Below are 20069 nucleotides of genomic sequence, written 5' to 3'. Positions count from 1 at the left end.
ATCCATCGGAACACACCGTCATGATCGAGCTGTACTACTGGCCTACGCCGAACGGTCACAAGATCACGCTACTGCTGGAAGAAGCCAGCATCGACTACCGCATCCATCCCGTCGATATCGGCGCGGGCGAACAGTTCAAGCCCGACTTCCTCGCTTTCTCGCCGAACAACCGCATGCCGGCCATCATCGACCGCGCGCCGGCCGACGGCGGCGAAGCCATCGGCGTGTTCGAGTCGGGTGCCATCCTGCTCTACCTGGCGGAAAAGACCGGCCAGTTCCTGCCCGCCGATGCGCGCCACAAGAAAGTCGTCACCGAGTGGCTGTTCTGGCAGGTCGGCGGCCTCGGTCCCATGGCCGGGCAGAACCATCATTTCGGCACCTATGCGCCGGAAAAGATTCCGTACGCGATCCAGCGCTACGTCAATGAAACCAACCGGCTCTACGGCGTGCTGAACAAGCGCCTGGCCGGCCGCGAATTCATCGCCGGCGACGCCTATACGATTGCCGACATGGCCTGCTATCCGTGGATAGTGCCGCACGAGCGGCAGCAGCAGGATCTCGCCGACTTCCCCCACCTCAAGCGCTGGTTCGACGCCATCGCCCAGCGGCCGGCGACGATCCGCGCCTATGCCAAGGCCGCTGATTTCGCCAGCCGTCCGACCATCACCGAAGAAAGCCGCAAGATCCTGTTCGGGCAAACGGCGCAGAACATTCCCCGCTAGGCCACGCGGCAAAACTACCGATCCGCCCGACATTGCAGCCGGCGGCGCACCGACGCGCCGCCGGCTGCAATGCACCTGCGCTCATTGCCCCCTGCCTACCCACAGCGACGCTTGCCCTGGTAGGGCGCGATGAGCGAAAGCGAATTGCGCCGCCAGACCTACGCACAACGCCGAACCCAGCGCCGCACCGGACGTCCCGCCTGCCGCAGCCACGCAACACACCTACCGGTTCGATCGCGCTGCAAAAGCGCTACTGCTACGAAGCAGTTCGTTGCAACCCTCGCGCGCAGGCCACGCTTGCCGCCGAAGCACGTGTACGCACGGACGAATCGGCAAAATCACCGCGATATATGACGCTTTTGCGTAAGCCAGTGCTTTTGCACACCGCACCGTGGCCGCGGCGGAATCGGTAGAGACTGAACAGAAGACGCATGCGAATGTTTGCCTGCCACGCCGGCCCCGCGCCGCGTGCCGGCAGGAATGCCCCAGCGGCAATCCATAACGCAACGAACGCCACGGACATGCCGCCGTCGGGCGGGCTCGCGCCGGAAAACCGCCTGGCCGGCAGCGTGGACGCGCTGCCGGAAAAGTTCACAACATTACTTTGCACGTCATTGGGGGGATGTATGCGTCGCACACCACTCTACCTGGCCATTGCCTTCGCCAGCTTCGGCGCAGTGCCGGCTATTGCCGCGGCACAGTCGGGCCAGCCGGCCGCTACCGACGAAAACAACGCTACCGAACTGGAAAGCGTCGTCGTCACCGGCTCGCGCATTCCGCGCGCCACCATCGAAGGCCCGGCGCCCGTCACCGTGATCACCGCCGACGACATTCGCGCCAAGGGACTGGCCACGGCCTACGACGTGGTGCGCTCGCTCACCCAATCCACCGGCTCGGTGCAGACGCAGCAATTCCAGGGCTTTACCCCGGGCGCGCAGCAGGTCGACCTGCGCGGCCTCGGCCCCAGCTATACCCTGGTACTGCTCAACGGCCGGCGCATGGCGGATTTTCCGCTGGCCTACAACGGCCAGAGCAATTTCACCGACATCGCCAATATTCCGGTATCGATGATCGAACGCATCGAAGTACTCACCGGCAGCGCCTCGGCGGTGTATGGCTCTGATGCGGTTTCCGGCGTGATCAACTTCATCCTGAAGAAGAAGGCCGACGGCAGCACGCTGAACTATCGCATCGGCGATACCAGCGACGGCGGCGGTTTCTCGCAGCGCCTGCAGATGACCACCGGCGGCAGCATAGGCCGGCTCGATACGCTGTTCGGCGTGGAGTTCTACAAGCAGGATCCCATCTTCCAGTACCAGCGCAGCTTCCAGGATTCGCTCAATGACGATCCCAGCCTGAACGGCCGCGCCGCCGTGCCCAGCCGCGTCTTCCTGCGCTGGAACCCGGCCACCTTGCGCTATATCGACCCGGGCCAGGCCACCTGCGATGCCCTGTCCCATCTGGACCGCGGCACACTCGACTACAGCTTCCGCCCGAACCGCGGCTATTACTGCGGCAGTACCGAAGCGCTTTACGGCACGGTGCAGAACGAACGCGAGAACGGCGTCGGCTACGCCGCACTGACCTACCACCTGACAGACGACACGCGCCTGTACCTGGACTACCAGGCCGCGCATACGCGCGCCAAATTCGGTGGCGGGCCGAATTTCTGGGGCTATACCGGTTCCGGCGACAACGCCTTCATCAATGCCGATACCGGCACCTTCGAAGCCTGGCAGCGCATCTTCACGCCCGAGGAAGTCGGCGGCCTGGACGCGGTGCTGGACTACAACCGCGATACCACGCGCTCGCTCACCACCGGCATCGAAGGCCAGCTCGGCGCCTGGCACTACGACGCCGGCTATTCGCACTCCAGCTTCACCATGGTGCAGGCACACCGCGCCATCCTGTCGGCCGAAGCCGACCGCTTCTTCCTCGGCGAATCCGAAGGCGTGGACGAGGAAACCGGCTATGACATCTTCCGTCCCGACGTGTCGCGCCTGTACCGGCCGCTGACGGTCGCGGAATACAATTCCATTTCTCGCTTTACGCCGATCCGTGGCCGCACCCGCGCCGAGTCGTTCAACCTCACCGTCGACAACGGCGAACTGTTCTCGTTGCCCGCCGGCGACGTCGGCATCGCCGCCGTGGCGGAATACGGCACCCAGTCGTATTCCATGCAGATCGATCCGGATGTACTGAACAACCGCTATTTCAGCTGGACCGGCACCGGCGGCGCCGGCTCGCGCAGCCACTACGCGGTTGGCGCGGAACTGCGCGTGCCCATCCTGTCCACGCTCAGCCTGACGCCGGCCGCGCGCTACGACAGCTACCGCTTCGCCGGCCATTCCACCGGCAAGGCAACCCAGTCGCTGGGCCTGGAATGGCGGCCGCTGGATTCGCTGCTGGTGCGCGGCAGCGCGGCCACCAGCTTCCGCGCACCCGACCTGCACTACGTCTTCGCCGGCCCCAGCGGCGCCTACTACACGCTGACTGACTATTACCTGTGCCGCTCGCGCCAGCCGGACGTGCCGTATTCCGACTGCGATTTCGACAGCGTCTCGGTCAAGGGCACGCGCAGCGGCAACCGCCAGCTCGACGACGAAACCGGCAAGTCGTTCACTTATGGATTTGTCTGGTCGCCGCTGCCCGAGTTCGACCTGAGCCTGGACTACTACGATATCCGCCTGGACAACGCGATCACCGACCGCAGCCTCGACGAAATCCTCAGCAAGGAAGCCGACTGCCGCCTGGGCCGCACCGAAGGCGGCACCGTCGTCGACATCAATTCGCCGACCTGCCAGCAGGTACTCGCCCTGGTCAACCGCAACCCGGCCGACGCGCTGATCAACCCCGGCCAGATCGCCGGCGCCGACACCTATCCGATCAACGCCGCGTCGCTGCGCAACGCCGGCATCGACGCCACCGTGAACTACCGGCTGGAAACCGCGCGCCTGGGCGACTTCCGCTTTCGCTTCAACTACACCGGTGTATTGAAATACACCTATCAACAATTTCCCGGCGACGACGAAATCAACGTGCGCGACGACCGCGGCAACAACAACCTGCGCAGCAAGGTCAGCGGCAGCGTGGCCTGGACCCTGGGCCCGGTCACCACCACCGTGTTCGGCCAGCGCTACGGCTCACTGCCCACGCGCGACCAGAGCGGCCGCTACGGCCCGACCATGACTTACAACCTGTCCGCCGACTACCGCATCAACGACCGCGCGCGCATCGGCCTGGCCATCAACAACGTGCGCAACACACCGCCGCACCGCGACAACACCAACAGCACCTATCCGTACTACGACCAGTTCCAGTTCGACCCCATTGGCCGCCAGTATTTTCTCGAATTCGCCTATCGCTTCGGCGGTTCGGCGGAGCGGTAGGCCGGCACGTCGACGTCGTTGGGGCGAGCCGCCAGGCGAACCCCAACATCGAGGTATTTCCGCCGGGAAATGCATCAAACGGAGCAAAACCGCCGGCTTGAACCAACCCGCTGTTGCGGCGTGACGGTAGGCTTTGTCACGGATTCTCCATCGACGCAACGCCCCGATGCGAAAGGCTTCGGCATCGGGTCTTCGTGGGTGGAACCTCTCGATACGGAAAGCTTCGTTGTGGGTTGTTCGTGGATGACCCACCTCGATGCCGGGGTGCGCCTGGCGGCTTGCCCCAACCGACGTTTTTGTTTGACCGATACGCCGCAAGCACACTCCCGCCGCACGGTGCCAGCTGCCTACCCCCCAACACGGGCAGGCTGGTGCCGGTGAGCGACGCCCACGCAGCGCCCCACCCCGCTGCAACCCCGGCGGTCGTCGCTACAGCGGCGGGAGTGGCTTGCGGCCTATCCCTATCGCCGCTGGCAATGCCGGCTGAGCAGTCCTTCGTTCGGCGCATGGCGTGGTGTCCATAGGCCATACGCGATGCTTTGACGCACCTGGCGCTTTGCTCGACGTTGCGCGGCGTACCGACGGATTTCACGGATTCGGCATCCGTTTTCGCAAGCAGCAAAACCGGCGCCCGTCGTGCGCTACCAGCGAATCCAATCCGCCGGCGCGACGTATTTCTTCGCCGTGAATCTGCAGGACCGCCGTAGCACCCTGCTGGTCGACTGCATCGCGCTGCGGCGCGACTCGCTGCGCCAGGTCCGCCGCACGCATCGCTTCGCTATCGACGCCTGGGTGGCTCTGCCTGACCCCCTGCATGCGATCTGCACAGTGCCCGCAGGCGACGCCGACTATGCAATCCGCTGGGCCTTGATCGAGGCGAAATTTTCCCGCGCCATTGCGCCCAGCGAATTTCGGCATAGCCGCGACAGCGCGCCTGCGCACAGCCGCCGCACGCCGGCGCAATCCATTCCGCCCTGGCGTTGCCCATCCGCGCCAAGGCGCAACTCGTCGCAGCGCGCTTCAGTCGCCGCGTTGCGCCGGCAACACTGCGTGCCACCGCCAGCGCGACCTGTCGCAGCAGCGCCCGCCATCGCCCGAAAACCCGCATCGCAGGTTAATCCATGAATACACTTATCAACACGCCGGTGCGGACGACAGGTATCCGCGCCGGTATGCCACCGCATGCCGCGGCCAGCGAGGATCGCCTGGCACGCCTGGCCGGTCCCGCACTCAAGGCTGCCGCTGCGTTCTGGTATGGCGTCGTCGCGCTGGGCCAGCTGGCCTTCGTCGTCTACATCGCCGGCTTCTACGGCCGCGCCGCCTGGCAGGGCGAGCCCGAACGCTGGAACACCGTGCTGCCACAGGGCTACGTGCCCGGCGACACGCTGGGCAATCTGGTGCTCGGCGTACACCTTGTCTTCGCCTTTGTCATCACCGTCGGCGGCGTGCTTCAGTTGCTGCCGCCACTGCGTCGCGTCGCGCCGGCATTCCACCGCTGGAACGGCCGTGTCTATCTGATCGCCGCCGTGCTGATGAGCATCGGCGGCCTGGTGATGGTGTGGACGCACGGCGCCGTCGACGATGTGTGGCGGCACCTGTCCACCAGCCTCAACGCCGTGCTGATCCTCGTCTTCGCCGGCTTCGCCGTGCACCACGCGCGGGCGCGGCGCCTCAGCCTGCACCGGCGCTGGGCACTGCGCCTGTTCCTCGCCGTCAGCGGCGTGTGGTTTTTCCGTGTCGGGCTGATGTTCTGGATCGTCGCCAACCAGGGACCGGTCGGTTTCGATCCCAAGACGTTTACCGGTCCTTTCCTCACCTTCCTCGCCTTCGCCCAATACCTGCTGCCGCTGGCGCTGCTGGAACTGTATTTCCGCGCAGAGGCCAGCACCGCCACCTATCGGCGCCTGGCCATGGCGGCAGCACTGGCAGTGGTTACGCTGGCCATCGCCGTCGGCATCGTCGCGGCTGCGCGAATCCTCTGGTTGCCCCACCTCTGATGCGCGGCACCGAACGCTGGGTAGACACCGCCGGCAGCGCGCATTCGCAGGTATCGTAGCCGTCATGCCTACTCCCCCCGCTCAGCCGCAACGCGGCCTGGCCCAACTGTTCAACCGCCGCCGCGTCGTCGCCACGCTGGGCCTGTCGCTGCTGTGGGGCCTGCTGCTTTCGCCCAGCTGGTCGAGCAATCGCGCCGGCCTGCTGCTGCGCACGGTGGAAATCGGCCTGGTCGCGATGATCGCGTTCGGCATCGCCGAGCAATGGCCGCGGCGTCTGCCGTCGTGGATTGCGCGCTGGGTGCTGCAGATCATCGCCGTCGCCCTGTCCATCGTGCCGACCGTGGTGGCGATCTACGTCTACACCACCGCGCAGGGCGAACTGCCCTTCTGGAGAGACAGCCAGCGTGCCAGCGGCGTCATCACGCTGAGTGTCACCGGCCTGCTGTTCATACCCTGGGTAGCCGTAACCTCGCTGGTACGCCAGCGCGACAGCTTCATGCGCAACCAGGCCCTCGCCTTCCAGCTCGAACGCAGCGAACTCGAACGCCGTGCCGCCGATGCCCGCCTGCGCCTGCTGCAGGCGCAGGTGGAACCGCACTTCCTGTTCAACACCTTGGCCAACATCCGCGAGCTGGTCGACTCCGGTTCGGCCCAGGCTTCGGCCGTACTCGGCAGCCTGATCGCCTACCTGCGCGCCGCCGTGCCGCGGCTGAACGATCCCGCCACCACGCTGGGCCAGGAAATCGACCTGGTACGCGCCTACCTGGAACTGATGCAGATGCGCATGCCCGACCGCCTGCAGTTTTCCCTGCGCGCCGATGCCGCCGCCCATGCCTTGCGCTGTCCGCCCATGACCTTGCTCGCCCTGGTGGAAAACGCCGTGCGCCACGGCATCGATCCCAGCGAAGAAGGCGGCCGCATCGACGTGCGCATACAGGTGGAAAATGGACATTGTTGCATCCAGGTCCGCGACAGCGGCATTGGCCTGGCTGCCGGCAGCACCGCCGGACTCGGCACCGGGCTGTCGTCCCTGCGCGAACGCCTGCACCTCACCTTCGGCAACGAGGCACAGCTGAACCTCAGTGCCGTACACCCGCACGGCGCCTGCGCCGACCTGCAGTTTCCCGCCCGGCCCAGTACCGCATGAACCGCCGCCCGACTGCCCTGATTGCCGACGACGAACCGCTGCTGCGCAAAGCCCTCGCACGCCTGCTGGCCACGGCCTGGCCCGAACTGGAGATCGTGGCGCTGGCGCGCAACGGCCGCGAAGCCGTCGAACGCTTCGAGGCCTTGCAGCCGGACATCTGTTTTCTCGACGTGCACATGCCGGGGCTTTCCGGCGTGGAAGCCGCGCAGCAGATCGGCCGCCGTGCGCAGCTGGTGTTCGTGACCGCCTACGACAACTACGCCGTGCAGGCGTTTCAGCACGGCGCGCTGGATTACCTGATGAAGCCCGTCGACAGCGCGCGGCTGGCCGATACCGTGGCGCGGCTGCAGGAACGCCTGCGTGCGGCGCAACCGCGGCCAGATACCGACGCCTTGCTGGAAGAACTGGCCGTGCACCTGCGCAGGAAGCTGGGCCTGGGCCAGCCATCGGCTGCCAGCGACAGCGCGCCGGTTCCGGTACCTGAGCCGCAGCCCGCCGCTGTCGCATCGAGCACGCCGACGGCGCCCTTGCGCTGGCTTCGCGCCGCCGTCGGACAGGCGGTACGGCTGATCGCCGTCGACGACATCGACTATCTGCGCTCGGACGAGAAATACACGCGCATTGCCTGGCGCGGCGACGGTGGCAAGGCCGCCGAGGCGCTGGTGCGCACGCCGCTGAAAGAGCTGTTGCCACAACTGGACCCGGCCCAGTTCGCCCAGGTGCATCGCTCGGTGGTGGTGAACCTGCGCGCGATCAGCCATGTGGTGCGCGGCGAGAACGAGACGGCGGATATCCACCTGAAACACCGGGCAGAGGTACTGCCGGTGAGCCGGAGCTATCTGGGCTTGTTTCGGCAGATGTAGAAAGCCGCACGATCCTGCAGACGTTGCGCTCCGCGCGGTTGCTGGTCGAAGGAGCGCCGATCGATCACCGCGTGGTGGCACCGGGCGCGCAGCCGGTTTCGATGACGCGCCAGCGTTGGAGGGAAGCCGGCATGAAGGCGGCGGCATCGCGGCGCGGACGACGCACGGGCGGACAGACCGGCGGAGGCGGATTGAGACGGGATAGCCACAGACGCGTTGCTGCGCTTGGCGTGTGAGCAGCAGTGGCAATCGTCTGAATGGGCCAGGCCGCGCCTTGGGCGCGGCGCTTCGCGGTCCGGGCGTGGAAGGAGGCGAAAAAAGCGCGGAACGCAGCGGTAAACGGGCCGAGAGCCGCAGTCAACGCGTGGAGTTCCGCGGTCAAAGGGTGGAACGCCACGGTCAACGCGTGGAACGCCGCGGTCAAAGGGCGGAACGCCGCGGTCAACGCGTGGAGTTCCGCGGTCAAAGGGCGGAACGCCGCGGTCAACGCGTGGAGTTCCGCGGTCAAAGGGCGGAACGCCACGGTCAACGCGTGGAGTTCCGCGGTCAAAGGGCGGAACGCCGCGATCAAAGCGCGGAACGCCCCGATCAATGCAAGGCCGCTACACCGTCCAGATTGCAGACCCGAATCACCGGACCGGCTAGCTGGCCCGGCTGGCCTGCCGGATGACGGCCAGCGCTTTTTCGGGATCGCAGCCATAGATGCCCGCGCCCCAGGCGGCATTGAGTTCGACACAGGCCCAGCCGCGGCCAGCGATATGGCCGATGTCGACGACGATGGCCGCGGGCAGGTCTACGCGCGAATCGGCGAGCAACTGCGCCATGAAGGCTTCGGCGGCGGCGTCTTCGCCGGGTTCGCTGTGGAATTCGCTGGCACGCTGCAGTTCGCCGTGGCGGCTGTAGAGGGAATAGGTCACCAGCTTCCGGTCGAGAACAAAGCAGCGGAATTCGCATTCCCAGGCGACGACGTCGGAGACCAGCACGGGCATGTCGTCGTCGAACGCATGCGGCAGTTCGTTGCCGGTATAGACGTCGGCGGGGAAGGATTTGTCGTTCGGCGGTTTGACGAAGCGCGGCGCCGGCTGGCTTCGCGCGGCGCCCAGGCTGGTCAACGTAATGGCGCGCCGGCGGTATTCGTCGGGCAGGCGTACCAGCCAGTCTTCGGGCGGGTCGATCAGGGTCACGCCGGCCTGTTCGGCGAGGGAAGGGCCGAACAGGGCCTCGACGTAGAGGACGAGATCAGCACGTGCCTGCAGGTGTCCGGGCAGGCGCCAGCTGGACAGGCGCTCTACGGACCAGCCCAGCCGGCCGGCGGCGCGCCACAGCGATTGGGCGTCTTCGGTCTGGCGGGGAGTGAGGATCAGGGTTGGCATGGGAGGCGGAAGTCCGGGAAGCGTGTCGCGAGACAGGGGGCTTGCTCGAAGGGTGATTGCAAGCGCCTTGGGTAGGGGTTCTTCGATGCGGTGGTACCGCGATGTTGGGATGCGCCTGCGGCTTACCCCAACCTACGTTGTTTTTGTGGTTTTTCGCGCATTTCCTGCCGGGTTCTGCCGCCCGATCTTACGTCCGGCACAGGTCTGGCGCGGGGTTTGCACGCAGCATCCGCGGTGGCTTTCGGGAATCTCATGGCTCATTTCGTTACCGGCCTTATCGCGCGTCGCACGGCTTTGCGGGCTTTTGCGAATCGGTATGGTTTGCCGGCCCCGGTGATGTTGAACGAGGTGCTGGCGCTTCTGCCGCTGGACGAGGACATGCTGGATGCCTTGCTGCCGGCGCCTGCAGCGGATTTCGTGGCCGGCTTCAATATGCTGTCGCCGGGCCTGATGCAGGCGCTGCAGGCGGGCTCGGAGCGCAGCACGCTGCTGTATTTCGAGACGGAATATTTCGGCGGCATGGGTACGCAAGGCGCTGTCGTGTTCCGCGACGGCGAGCTGGTGTTCGGGCCGCAGTCGGCGGAGCTGGGGCCGATCAACAATGCACTGGCTTTGCTCGGCGTGCGCACCGTGCCACCGGCAGTCGACGAATTCGAAACGGTAGGCCTGCAGCTGCATGGCAGCACGGACGAATGGCTGGCCAGCGCGACGGAGGATTGAGCCGCCCGCTGCCGTAGCCGCCGCTTGTAGCACCCCTCCCGCGGCACCCGCAGCGGCAGAACTGTTACGCCCCGTGTCAGACAACGACACGCGTGACAGTCCCCGCTGTCGGATTGCGCTTGTGCCCGGGAAACAAGCGGCGTCTGCGCGGGATGCCGGCCAGGTTATCGGCGGCGGCCTGGCTTTTGCTGTTGCCACGCGGCTGCACCACAGTTTTCAAGCAGGGGGGGGGGGGATTTATGCACTCGTACACTTTGCGTTCTTTCGGAGCGCCCGAATGAGCGCGCGACATCTGGCGGCGGCCACCTTGCTGATGCTGCCGGCAGCGGCGTTCGCGGCCTTCAGCATGGACTGGTATTCGATCAACGGCGGCGGCGGTGTTTCCAGCGCGCCCGGCATCAGCCTGGCCGGCACGATAGGCCAAGCCTCGCCGGGCTACTCCAACAGCACCGGCTACAGCCTGACGGCCGGTTTCTGGGTGGCCGCGCCGCTGGTTTCCGATGTGATCTTTCGCGATGGCCTTCAGGGGGCAACACCATGATTTCGGCACGACGCTGCCTGCTGGCGGCATTGATTGCCAGCGCACTGGCTTTTGCCGCCGCACAGGCGGCCCCGCAGGGGCAGAGCTTTACCTACCAGGGCCAGCTGAAGCTGGATAACGCGCCGTTTACCGGCACGCGCAATCTCACCTTCGCGCTGTTCGACGCGGCCACGGGCGGCGTGCAGATCGGCAGCACGGTGACGGCGAATGCGTACCCGGTGCTGGACGGGCTGTTCACCATCGACCTGAACTTTCCCGGCGCCTTCGGCGGCCAGCAGCGCTGGCTGGAAGTGACGGTGAACGGCCAGCCGCTGACGCCGCGCCAGCCGGTCACGGCGGCGCCGGTGGCGCAGTACGCGCTGAGCGGCAATCCCGGGGCTACCGGCGCGACGGGAGCAACCGGCGCGACCGGCGCAACGGGTTTGCAGGGACCGACCGGCGCGACCGGCCCGCAAGGTGCCGCCGGCGCAACAGGAGCCCAGGGCAGCACGGGCGTCACCGGCGCGCAGGGCGAGACCGGGGCAGCCGGCCCGACCGGGGCGACCGGTGCCACGGGCAGCAATGGCGTCACCGGAGCGACGGGCGATACCGGCGCGGCCGGCGCAACCGGACTTATCGGTCCCATCGGACCTGTCGGCCCGACCGGGGCAACCGGCAGCAACGGCGTCACGGGCACGCAGGGTGAAATCGGTCCGGTAGGCCCGCAGGGCCCGGCCGGTCCGCAGGGCACCGCCGGCACGCTGGCCGCCTACGGCGATGGCAGTGCCGGCACCTTGTCGGTACCGGTGGGCAATACGCTGGATCTGACCACGGCAGGCGGCTACAACACCCTCACCGCGCAGGGCAAGAGCACTCTGCAGTTCAGCGACATCACGATCTCTGGCAACCTGATCGTTCCCAGCGGCACCCAGCTGCGCGCAACGGGCACGGTGACGATCAGCGGCTCCATCACCGTGGCTACGGCTGCGATGGATTCAGGCAACGGCCCGGCGCATCCCGGGGTTTCGCTGGCACCCGCCGGCCAGCTGCAGGGCGGTATCGGCCTGGGCCCCCTGCAGGCGGCGCAGCTGCGCAGACCGGTCGTCGTCGGCGGCGGTGCCGGCGATCGCAATATCTCCTTCGCCACCACTACCGGCGGCGAAGGCGGCGGCAGCCTGGTCATCGCGGCGCGCGGCAATGTCAGCATCAGCGCCAGCGGCTCGATCACTGCCAACGGCAGCAGCGGCGCAAACCCCGGCGTAACCAGCGATATTCCCGGCCCGGGCGGCGGTGCTGGCGGTGTCCTGCTGATCGCCTCCCAGGGCAACATCAGCGTCAACGGCACGGTTCGCGCCAACGGTGGCATCGGCGGTCCTGGCGTCAACGGCAACGGCGGCACGGGCGGAGCGGGCGGCGGCGGCGGGGGCGGCGGCGGCATCATCCGGCTGATGGCGGCGGGCACGATCGCCACTGCCGGCACCCTGCAAGTCAACGGCGGCGCGGCCGGTACCGATGCGTCTTCCAGCGCGTTCAACCAGGCCGGCAGTGGCGGTGGCGCCTGCGGCGGCAATGGTGGCAATGGCGGCAACGGCACGACGGCGTTCGTGCCGTCGACCGCGGGTTCGGCGGGCTATGTGTTCAGCGTGACGACGCCCACGCCGGAAAACCTGTTGTAAGCCAGCGAGAAAACCGCGGCGGTGCTGCGACAGCGCCGCCGCGCGCAGGTGCGGTGAGCCAACGGCGAACGCCTCCATCGCGGCCTGTGCGCCACACCAATCGCCAACCGCAACGATCTGCCTCCCCGCAACCCACGCTGCCGCGACGGCCACGGCATTTCCGCCGGCAGGCGCGTCGATTTACCCTGCTTCCGCTCCGCCCCCGCTTCGCCCTTTTGCCGTGGCAAAGGCGGGGCCTTGGCCTGCCGGACAGACCTTGGTCTGGGGTTTTTTCGGCACGGAACGCCTCGATGTGGAGGTTCCTTCGGCGGGGGCTTGCGCGGGGCGGTGCGCCTCGATGTCGCGGTTCCTTCGGCACGGGCTCTACGCCGGGCGGTATACCTCGCTGTTGGGGTGCGCCTGCGGCTTGGCCCAACCTATGTTCTGGACTGCTTGTGAGCCGACCTGTCTACCGCTTCGCCTCGTTCCGCCTGGATGTCGCCGCGCGCGAATTGCGCGGCGACGGCGTGCTGCTGAACGTGTCGCCGAAGGTGTTCGACGGGCTGGTCTGGCTGATCGAGCACCGTGACCGCGCGATCGGCCGCGACGAGCTGATTGCGGCGATCTGGGGCCGCGCCGACGTGACCGATGCGCAGCTGGGCCAGCTGATGCGCAAGCTGCGCCGCGCAGTCGGCGACGAGGGCGAAGGCCAGTCGCTGGTGCGCACGGTGCCGCGCTTCGGCTATCGCTGGGTGGCGGAAACGCGCCTGGAACCGGCCGCCGCTACGCCAGTCGCCGCCGATACACCGCCCGCCGCGCCTGCTGTGCCGGCAAAGCCGCGCCGACGCTGGGCAATGGCCGGCATTGCCGCCGTGCTGCTGGCCGCGATCGGCCTGGCCTGGTGGCAGACCCGGCGCGATGCCCACGAGAACGACGTGATCGCGGTGCTGCCGGTGGCGATCGAACCCGCCGGCGAGCGCGAGTCGGCCTGGCTGCGCCTGGGCCTGATGGACCAGCTGGCCGAGGAGCTGCGCCGCGCCGGCCTGCGCGTGGTGCCTAGCGACAATATCGCCACGGCGGCGCGCAACGACGGCACTGCGCTGCTCGGCGAGGAACGCGTGACCGCCGCCACCGGCGCACGGCGGTTCGTCGCGGCAACCACGCGGCGCATGGCCAGCGGCTGGGTCAGCCGCATCGAATGGCGCGAAGAGGGCCGCGTGCGGCGCGAAGTGGAAGCCAGCGCCGACAGCGCCGTGGGCGCCACGCGCAAGGCCAGCCGGCAATTGCTGCTGGCGCTGGGACGCCCGCCCGCCGCGCTGGGCGCCGAGCAGGGCGATGCGGCTGCCGCGCAATGGCTGGAGCGCATCGACGCGCTGCTGCTGGATACGGATTTCCCCGCCGCGCGTGCCGCCCTGGCCAGTGCGCCCGAGGCGCTGCGCCGCAGCGTGGCCGGCCAGTTGCGCCAGGCCGACCTGGAACTGGCCACGCAGCGCATGGCCGAGGCCAGGCAGGGCTACGTGGCGGTGCTGGCGCACGAACCGGCCACCGAGATCGACGCGCTGACCCGCGCCCGCGCCCTGATCGGCGTGGCCGGGCCGGTGGCCCAGGAAGGCGACCTGGCCGGCGCACGGCAGCACCTGAGCAGCGCCATCGGCATTCTCGATGCGCTGAATGCGCCGCAGCTGCTGGGCGAAGCGCTGTACGGCCGTGGCATGTTTGCCCTGGTACAGGGCGACCTGGACCACGCCGAGGCGGATTTTTCCCAGGCGCGCATTGCGCTGGAACTGGCCGGCGCCAGCCTGCAGCTGGCCCGCCTGCAAGGCCAGCAGGCCAACCTGCTGGCGGTGCGCCACCGGCACGCGGAAGCGCTGGCCTTGTGGAGCGGGGCCGCCGACCGCTTCGAACGCTTCGGCGATGCCGAGGCTTTCATCGATGCCCTGGGCAATGCCGCCACCGAACAGCTGTCGCTGCTGCAGCCGCAGTCGGCCCAGGCCACGCTGCAGCGCGCCGACGCCTGGCTGGCGCGGCTGGATCATCCGCTCAGCGATGCGCTGTTCCGCTTTGTCGCGGCCCGCGTACTGGCGCAGAACGGCCGCCTGCAGGCCGCGCGCGAGCAGTTCGAGGCCTTGCTGACCGATACCGCGACCGGCCAGGTCAGCGGCATGGCCGCGACCGTCGGGCTGGAGCTGGCCAGGCTGGACCTGGCCGGTGGCAACGCCGCCGCCGCGGCGCGTCGCGCCGACGCAGCCATGACCCGGTTACAGCAGCCGGACCTGGCCTCGCCGCTGTACGCGCGCATTCGCCATGACGGCTGGCTGCTGCTGATCCGCGCGCTGCGCAGTGCCGGCGACGGGCCACGCGCGGCGCAGGAAACGCAGCGTTTCCTGGCCCAGGCCGATGCGGACGAAGCCGCACCGGTCTATACCCACCTGGCCGACGCGGAATTGCAATGGCCGGGCAACAGAGTGGCGGCCGTGCGTGCCTATGAAGCCAGCCTCGCCGCAGCGCGGCGCAGCGGCGCGCCGGGCGACATGGCCGAGGTAGTGGTGTCGTACGCGCAGGCCCTGCTGGCCGCCGGCGACATCGACGCGGCCACGCGCATCGCCGGGCAGACCAGCGCCTGGGCCACGCAGGATTTCGCCTGCGCCGTGCTGCAGGCCCGCCTCTACCTCGCCCTGCAGCAGCGCGACGCCTTCGCCCGGGCCATGGCCAGCCTGCGCCAGCTGGCGGGAGAACGGCCGCTGCCGCCGGATCTGGCCGCTGCGGCGCGCACGCCGCGCTGAGCCAGCGCCTGGAAAATTCCTTGGCATTTCAAGCCGTAGTGGCAATCGATCATGGAACGGCCATGCCGATGCCGCGCAACAGGGCCGACAGTGCGCTGCTATCGCTGGCAGACCGCCGTGCGATACGCGCGCCCTGCCACCGATCCGGGACAACACCGTGACCTACTCACACCGATTGCTCAGCCTCTTCCTGCCGCTGCTGTTGGCGGCTACGGCAAACGCCGACACTGCCGCACCGCGACGTACCCTGGGCCCGGACGTGCAGGCGGCGCAGGCCGGGCAGCCGCGCGAAGGGCTGCAGCCGACGCCAGCCTCGGTGCACGCGCTGCTGGGTTCGGTGCCCGCCTACGCACTGGAAATGACCCTCAGTTTCGCCCGGCGCTATTCCACCTTCGATGCCTCGGCCCCGGCCAATACCGCCATCGTCGGCCCTACGCCGGCCGATGCCCAGCTGTGGACCGGCACCTTCGTGCGCGACGATTTCAGCAAGCAGTACCTGCTCGGCGATGCCAACGTGCTGCGCACCATCAGCACCGCCAGCGGTGCGGTCACTGATATCGGCGACAGCGTGCCGCCGGTCGAGGGCGAATACTGGGTCGGCATGAAGTGGGACCCGACCACCGACCAGGTCTTCGCCGCCGCCTGCAATCACACCGTCGGTGCCGGCTGCCACCTCTACACCATCGACACCGCGACAGCCGCCGTCACGCCGGTGGCGCCGATCGCCGGCGCCTCGGGCGACTACGTGCTGATGGACCTGGCGATCAATTCGGCCGGCGAGATCTACGCGGTCAACCTGATCGAGCCCTACGACAACTACCTGGTGAAGCTGGACAAGGTCAGCGGCGCAGTCACGGTGATAGGCCCGACCGGCGTGAATGCCGCCTATGCCCAGGGCATGGATTTCGACAAGCGCACCGACACGCTGTACTGGGCCGCGTTCGGCGCGCTCGGTGCCGGCGGCGCGTTCCAGGGCCAGGTGTATACGGTGGATACCGCCACCGGCGGCGTCACCCACCTGGGCACGACGCCCAACGGCGGCAGCGAGATCTGGGCGCTGTCCATCGCCACCAGCGCGCCCAGCGGCCAGGCCTGGAATTTCGACGACGTGACGGCGCCGGCCCTGCCCGCGGGCTGGACCACGGCGGCCAGCGGCGTCGGCGCCGGCTGGGCCACGCAGACGGCGGTTCACGCCAGCGCGCCGAACGCCGCGCATAGTGCCGAGGCCACCGTCGCCGGCGAGGCCAGCCTGTACAGCCCGGTCGTGCGCGCCGGCAACAACTACGAACTGTCCTTCCGCCACCGCTGGAACCTGGACATCAGCCCCTACGACGGCGGCGTACTGGAAATCGCCATCGACGGCGGCGCATTCAACGACATCATCGCGGCCGGCGGCACCTTCGTTTCCGGCGGCTATACCGACCTGCTGTTCGGCTGCTGCGGCGGCAACCCGCTGGGCGCGCGCAACGCCTGGACGCGGGGCAACCAGTCCACCTTCGTCACCACCCGCGTCACCCTGCCCAGCGCCGCCGCAGGCCGCAACGTGCAATTCCGCTGGCGCTTCGGTACCGACTCGTCCACCGCCGCGGCGGCACCGAATGGCTGGTGGATCGATTCGGTCAGCCTCGGCGCGCCCGGCCCCAGCGGTCCTGCCGCGACGCTGTCGGCCGCCAGCCTGGAGATCAGCGTGCCGGCCGGCGCCACCCTGGCCGAAGCGGTGAACCTGAGCAATGTCGGCGCGGCCGCATTGACGTTCAGCAGCAGCCTGTCCAGCAGCAATTGCAGCGCCAGCACCGGTCCGGCCTGGCTCACGGCGACGCCGGCCAGCGGCACGCTCGCGGCCGGCCAGGGCAAGGACGTCTGGGTCGCCGCCAACGCCAGCACCCTGGCCCCCGGCCAGTACTACGCCGTGCTCTGCGTGGCCAGCAATGACCCGGCCCACGCCACGCTCAGCGTGCCCGTGGCGGTCACGGTCACGCCGGCCGAAAACGACGACGGCCTGTTCTGCAGCAGCTTCGAAGGCGGCGAAAACGGCGGCTGCGCCACGACGACCGTCGGCAACGTGGTCTACAGCGGCCCGCTCAACTGGCCCGTGCCGGCCGACCTGGACGGCCTGGCCATCGACCTGGTGACCGGCGCCCACGGCCCCTGGAACGCCGCCACGATTGCCGACATCAACCTGTATTCGGCCAAGGAAGCCAGCGGCGCTTCGCTGCACGTGTACTGGTATGCCGACCTTGTCACCACGGCCAATGTCGGCGGCCTGATCGACATCAGCCCCGCTGGCGGCATCCATTTCTCGGTACTGCAGCGCGGCGCCCGCTTCGGCCCGGAAGACAGCATGTGGTTCGTGCCCACTTCCGGCCCGCTGGACAACTGGCTGCCCGGCGCCACCGGCTACCTGGGCCTGACCTTCCTCAACGAACAGACTGGCCAGCTCAACTACGGCTACGTACATGTACAGGCAGGCAGCGGCGCCGGCTTTCCCGCCACCGTGCTGGACTATGCCTACGACCGCAGCGGCGCGGCCATCGCGATTCCGTAAGCACACCGCATCATTTTCCCCATCGACGCCTTGAAAACAAATATACGCAGGCTGGGGTAGGCCGCAGGCGCACCCCAACATCGAGGCACTTCCGCAACAGAAACTCCACGGCGAAGGAATGCTTTTCCGGCACAGCCAGGCATTCCTTCGCCCAGAGTTCGTAGCAGCCGGCACACCGGGATGCCGGCATGCACCCAACACCGGATGCCCCGCTCACGGAATCGCATACGCCGTATACAGCTCGCTGGCGATCTTCCACTCGCCGTCCACCTTGAGCAGCTGCAATACCTTCCAGCCATAGCCACCGCGCCCCGTCGACAGACGAGTGGTGACGAAATCCAGCGACACCTGGGCCAGCTCGCCGTCCTGCGCGATGCGCACGTTGTAGAACTGCTGCTGGAAACGCTCGCCGCTGTCGAATACCGCGGCCTTGAAGTCGGCATAGCGCCGTGTGTCGACCGCACCGGCCGTCTTGCCGCTCGCCGCGTCCGTGGAGGAAAACGGGATATCGCGACTGAGCAGCAGCGATTCGAATCGCGCCGGATCGCGCCCGATGACGCTTTGCGTATAGGCGGCAAGCACCTGCCCGATGGCCTCGCGATCGGCCGCGCTGGCCCGGTGCCTGCCGACATAGCCCGGCACTGCCGCGGGCGCGGCGACAGCGCCGGCGGCAATGCACAGCAGCGCCAGGGCGGACACGCAACGTATTGCATAATTTCCTAAAGCGGCATAGTTCATCTGAAGTTCCTGGGAAGAGAAAAACAAAACGGCACGAGCACTGCTATGGCGCCGCAGCAGGTGCCGACAGGTGCAGCACCTCGAGTACCTCGCTCTCGCTCGTCGCTGCGGGCGGCGAACGCCACAAGGCAAAGCGCAGCCACTGCCAGGCCGCTGCATCCAGGCCGGCAAAACACGAGTGCAGGCCGGCGGTCCGCGCCGCCGCACGGCAGGCGTCGCTTTCGCTGGCGGCGGCGCGGTCCAGCTCGGTGTCGGCGGCGACGGGTATCCGCGACAGCGTGGCGAACCGGGGAACATCGTCGATGGCGGGGCCTGTAGCGCTCGCGATTTCCTGCCAGCTGTATACGGCGGGCCGGCCGAATGCCTGCGCCAGGGCGCGGAATGCGGCCGAGCGCAGGAAGGCCGTCATCGCCGACGCATCGCGCCACAGATAGAACGGTGCATAGCAGTTGCGACCACCGCTGCGCCGGTCGGCGACAAGGAACGCCTTGTAGTGCAGGCCCGGCAGGCGGTCGAACTGGCCGCCGATAGCCGCGACGCGCTGGCGTATCGCCTGCATGTCAAACGTATCGGGAAAATCGAAGCGGTAGTGCATCGCCAGCATGGCGGCCCCTGCTCAGCAAAATGGCGCGACACGACCACCGGGCAACTGCACCGGGGCAAACAGCAGCACGCCCTGCCATCGCCGGGGCCACTGTAGCCACGGCCGATCCGGCGTACTATCGAAACCTTCGAACGTAATCGTTTAGGTTTGCTAAAGCATGATCCTTGACCTTGCCGCCCTGCAGACCCTGGTTGCCGCGATCGATCTGAACGGTTTCGGCAAGGCCGCCGAGCATCTGCACCGCACGCCCGGCGCGGTCAGCCAGCAGCTCAAGGCGCTGGAGGAAAAAGTCGGCGCACCGCTGTTTCGCAAGGTCGGCCGGCAGCAGGTGCCGACCGATGCAGGCGAAGTGCTGCTGGCCTTTGCCCGGCGGCTGCTGCAGCTCAATGACGAAGCCGCGCTGGCCCTGCGCGGCCTGCACCTCGACGGCGAAGTGCGCTTCGGCATGCCGCAGGATTTCGCCGACAGCGGCCTGCCGCAGACCCTGGCGACATTCGCCCGTGCCCACGCTGCCGTGCGCATCGACATCAGCGTCGATCGCAGCGCCACGCTGCAGACCCAGCTCGCCCGCGGCGCGCTCGACCTGGTGCTCGCCTTCGGCGAATCCGCCGACCCCACGCCGCCGCTCGCCCGCCTGCCGGTGCGCTGGTTCGCCCATCCCGAGTTCACGCTGCAACGTGGACAGCCAGTGCCGCTGTTGCTGCTGGGCAACCCCTGCGCCTTCCGCCAGGCCGCCATCGATGCGCTCGACAAGGCCCGGCGCCCCTGGCGCATCGCCCTGTCCAGCGGCAGCGTCTCCGCGATCTGGGCCGCCGCCGCCGCCGGCCTGGGCGTGACTGCCCGCGCGGATGTGCATATACCCGACGGGCTGACGTGCGTGGACAAGGCGTTCAAACTGCCGCGCCTGGGCAACATTGCGCTGCAGCTGAGCCAGAATCGGTCGCGCACGAATGCGGCCGCCGATCACCTGCGCGAGCTGGTGCAGGAAGCTGTGCGAAGCAGATTGGGCTAGA

16 protein-coding genes are annotated in these 20069 nt (G+C 68.0%); 12 read left to right on the top strand and 4 right to left on the bottom strand.

What is annotated here, in order from left to right; translation table 11 throughout:
- The first annotated feature begins 20 nt into the window (after positions 1–20).
- From DFR29_RS06295 to DFR29_RS06270, 6 genes are all read left to right on the top strand, one after another.
- Positions 21–722 carry a glutathione binding-like protein gene (locus DFR29_RS06295; RefSeq protein ID WP_133817737.1) on the top strand — a complete coding sequence of 234 codons (702 nt, stop codon included), beginning with the start codon at positions 21–23 and terminating at the stop codon, positions 720–722.
- Positions 723–1348: 626 nt separating this feature from the next.
- Entirely contained in the window at positions 1349–4111 is a 2763-nt protein-coding gene (locus DFR29_RS06290; RefSeq protein WP_166653911.1) for a TonB-dependent receptor plug domain-containing protein, read from the top strand.
- A gap of 636 nt (positions 4112–4747) precedes the next feature.
- Positions 4748–5236, top strand: a complete 489-nt coding sequence (locus DFR29_RS30470; protein WP_425598823.1) for an REP-associated tyrosine transposase — start codon at positions 4748–4750, stop codon at positions 5234–5236.
- Entirely contained in the window at positions 5233–6108 is an 876-nt protein-coding gene (locus DFR29_RS06280) for a DUF2306 domain-containing protein (RefSeq protein ID WP_133817735.1), read from the top strand. Before DFR29_RS30470 ends, DFR29_RS06280 begins: the two co-directional genes overlap by 4 nt.
- A gap of 64 nt (positions 6109–6172) precedes the next feature.
- Positions 6173–7255, top strand: a complete 1083-nt coding sequence (locus tag DFR29_RS06275) for a sensor histidine kinase (RefSeq protein WP_133817734.1) — start codon at positions 6173–6175, stop codon at positions 7253–7255.
- A complete protein-coding gene (locus DFR29_RS06270; protein ID WP_133817733.1) occupies positions 7252–8118 on the top strand; it encodes a LytR/AlgR family response regulator transcription factor in 867 nt (288 codons plus the stop codon). The genes DFR29_RS06275 and DFR29_RS06270 overlap by 4 nt, the downstream gene beginning before the upstream one ends.
- 64 nt (positions 8119–8182) lie before the next feature.
- Here DFR29_RS06270 and DFR29_RS06265 read toward each other — a convergent pair whose 3' ends face one another.
- Positions 8183–8668 carry a hypothetical protein gene (locus DFR29_RS06265; protein ID WP_208113522.1) on the bottom strand — a complete coding sequence of 162 codons (486 nt, stop codon included), beginning with the start codon at positions 8666–8668 and terminating at the stop codon, positions 8183–8185.
- Positions 8669–8759: 91 nt separating this feature from the next.
- Positions 8760–9491 (bottom strand): ATP-grasp domain-containing protein, encoded by a 732-nt coding sequence (locus DFR29_RS06260; RefSeq protein ID WP_133817731.1) that lies wholly within the window; start codon positions 9489–9491, stop codon positions 8760–8762.
- A 336-nt stretch (positions 9492–9827) separates the two neighbouring features.
- Here DFR29_RS06260 and DFR29_RS06255 point away from each other — a divergent pair, with 336 nt between their 5' ends.
- The 5 genes from DFR29_RS06255 to DFR29_RS06235 all read left to right on the top strand — a co-directional run bounded on the left by DFR29_RS06255 (position 9828) and on the right by DFR29_RS06235 (position 17714).
- Positions 9828–10211, top strand: a complete 384-nt coding sequence (locus tag DFR29_RS06255; protein WP_133817730.1) for a hypothetical protein — start codon at positions 9828–9830, stop codon at positions 10209–10211.
- Positions 10212–10488: 277 nt separating this feature from the next.
- Positions 10489–10752, top strand: coding sequence for a hypothetical protein (locus tag DFR29_RS06250; protein ID WP_133817729.1), 264 nt, complete (start codon positions 10489–10491; stop codon positions 10750–10752).
- Complete coding sequence (locus DFR29_RS30300) at positions 10749–12407, top strand: collagen-like domain-containing protein (protein ID WP_133817728.1); 1659 nt, start codon at positions 10749–10751, stop codon at positions 12405–12407. Before DFR29_RS06250 ends, DFR29_RS30300 begins: the two co-directional genes overlap by 4 nt.
- A gap of 434 nt (positions 12408–12841) precedes the next feature.
- The gene (locus DFR29_RS06240) at positions 12842–15169 is read left to right on the top strand and encodes a winged helix-turn-helix domain-containing protein (RefSeq protein WP_166653910.1); all 2328 of its coding nucleotides are present in this window, start codon (positions 12842–12844) and stop codon (positions 15167–15169) included.
- A 157-nt stretch (positions 15170–15326) separates the two neighbouring features.
- On the top strand, positions 15327–17714 hold the full coding sequence (locus tag DFR29_RS06235) for a BACON domain-containing protein (protein ID WP_133817726.1): 2388 nt from the start codon (positions 15327–15329) through the stop codon (positions 17712–17714).
- Between the two features lie 213 nt (positions 17715–17927).
- Here the strand turns inward: DFR29_RS06235 and DFR29_RS06230 are convergent, their stop codons facing one another.
- The gene (locus DFR29_RS06230; RefSeq protein WP_133817725.1) at positions 17928–18413 is read right to left on the bottom strand and encodes a nuclear transport factor 2 family protein; all 486 of its coding nucleotides are present in this window, start codon (positions 18411–18413) and stop codon (positions 17928–17930) included.
- Between the two features lie 82 nt (positions 18414–18495).
- A complete protein-coding gene (locus DFR29_RS06225; RefSeq protein WP_133817724.1) occupies positions 18496–19056 on the bottom strand; it encodes a DUF4865 family protein in 561 nt (186 codons plus the stop codon).
- Positions 19057–19213: 157 nt separating this feature from the next.
- Here DFR29_RS06225 and DFR29_RS06220 point away from each other — a divergent pair, with 157 nt between their 5' ends.
- Entirely contained in the window at positions 19214–20068 is an 855-nt protein-coding gene (locus DFR29_RS06220; RefSeq protein ID WP_133817723.1) for a LysR substrate-binding domain-containing protein, read from the top strand.
- Position 20069: the final 1 nt, after the last annotated feature.

It is taken from the genome of Tahibacter aquaticus, assembly GCF_004363655.1.
Taxonomy (GTDB): Bacteria; Pseudomonadota; Gammaproteobacteria; order Xanthomonadales; family Rhodanobacteraceae; genus Tahibacter; species Tahibacter aquaticus.
Note: the sequence above shows the minus strand (reverse complement) of the source record. Positions and strands in the feature narration are given on the sequence as shown.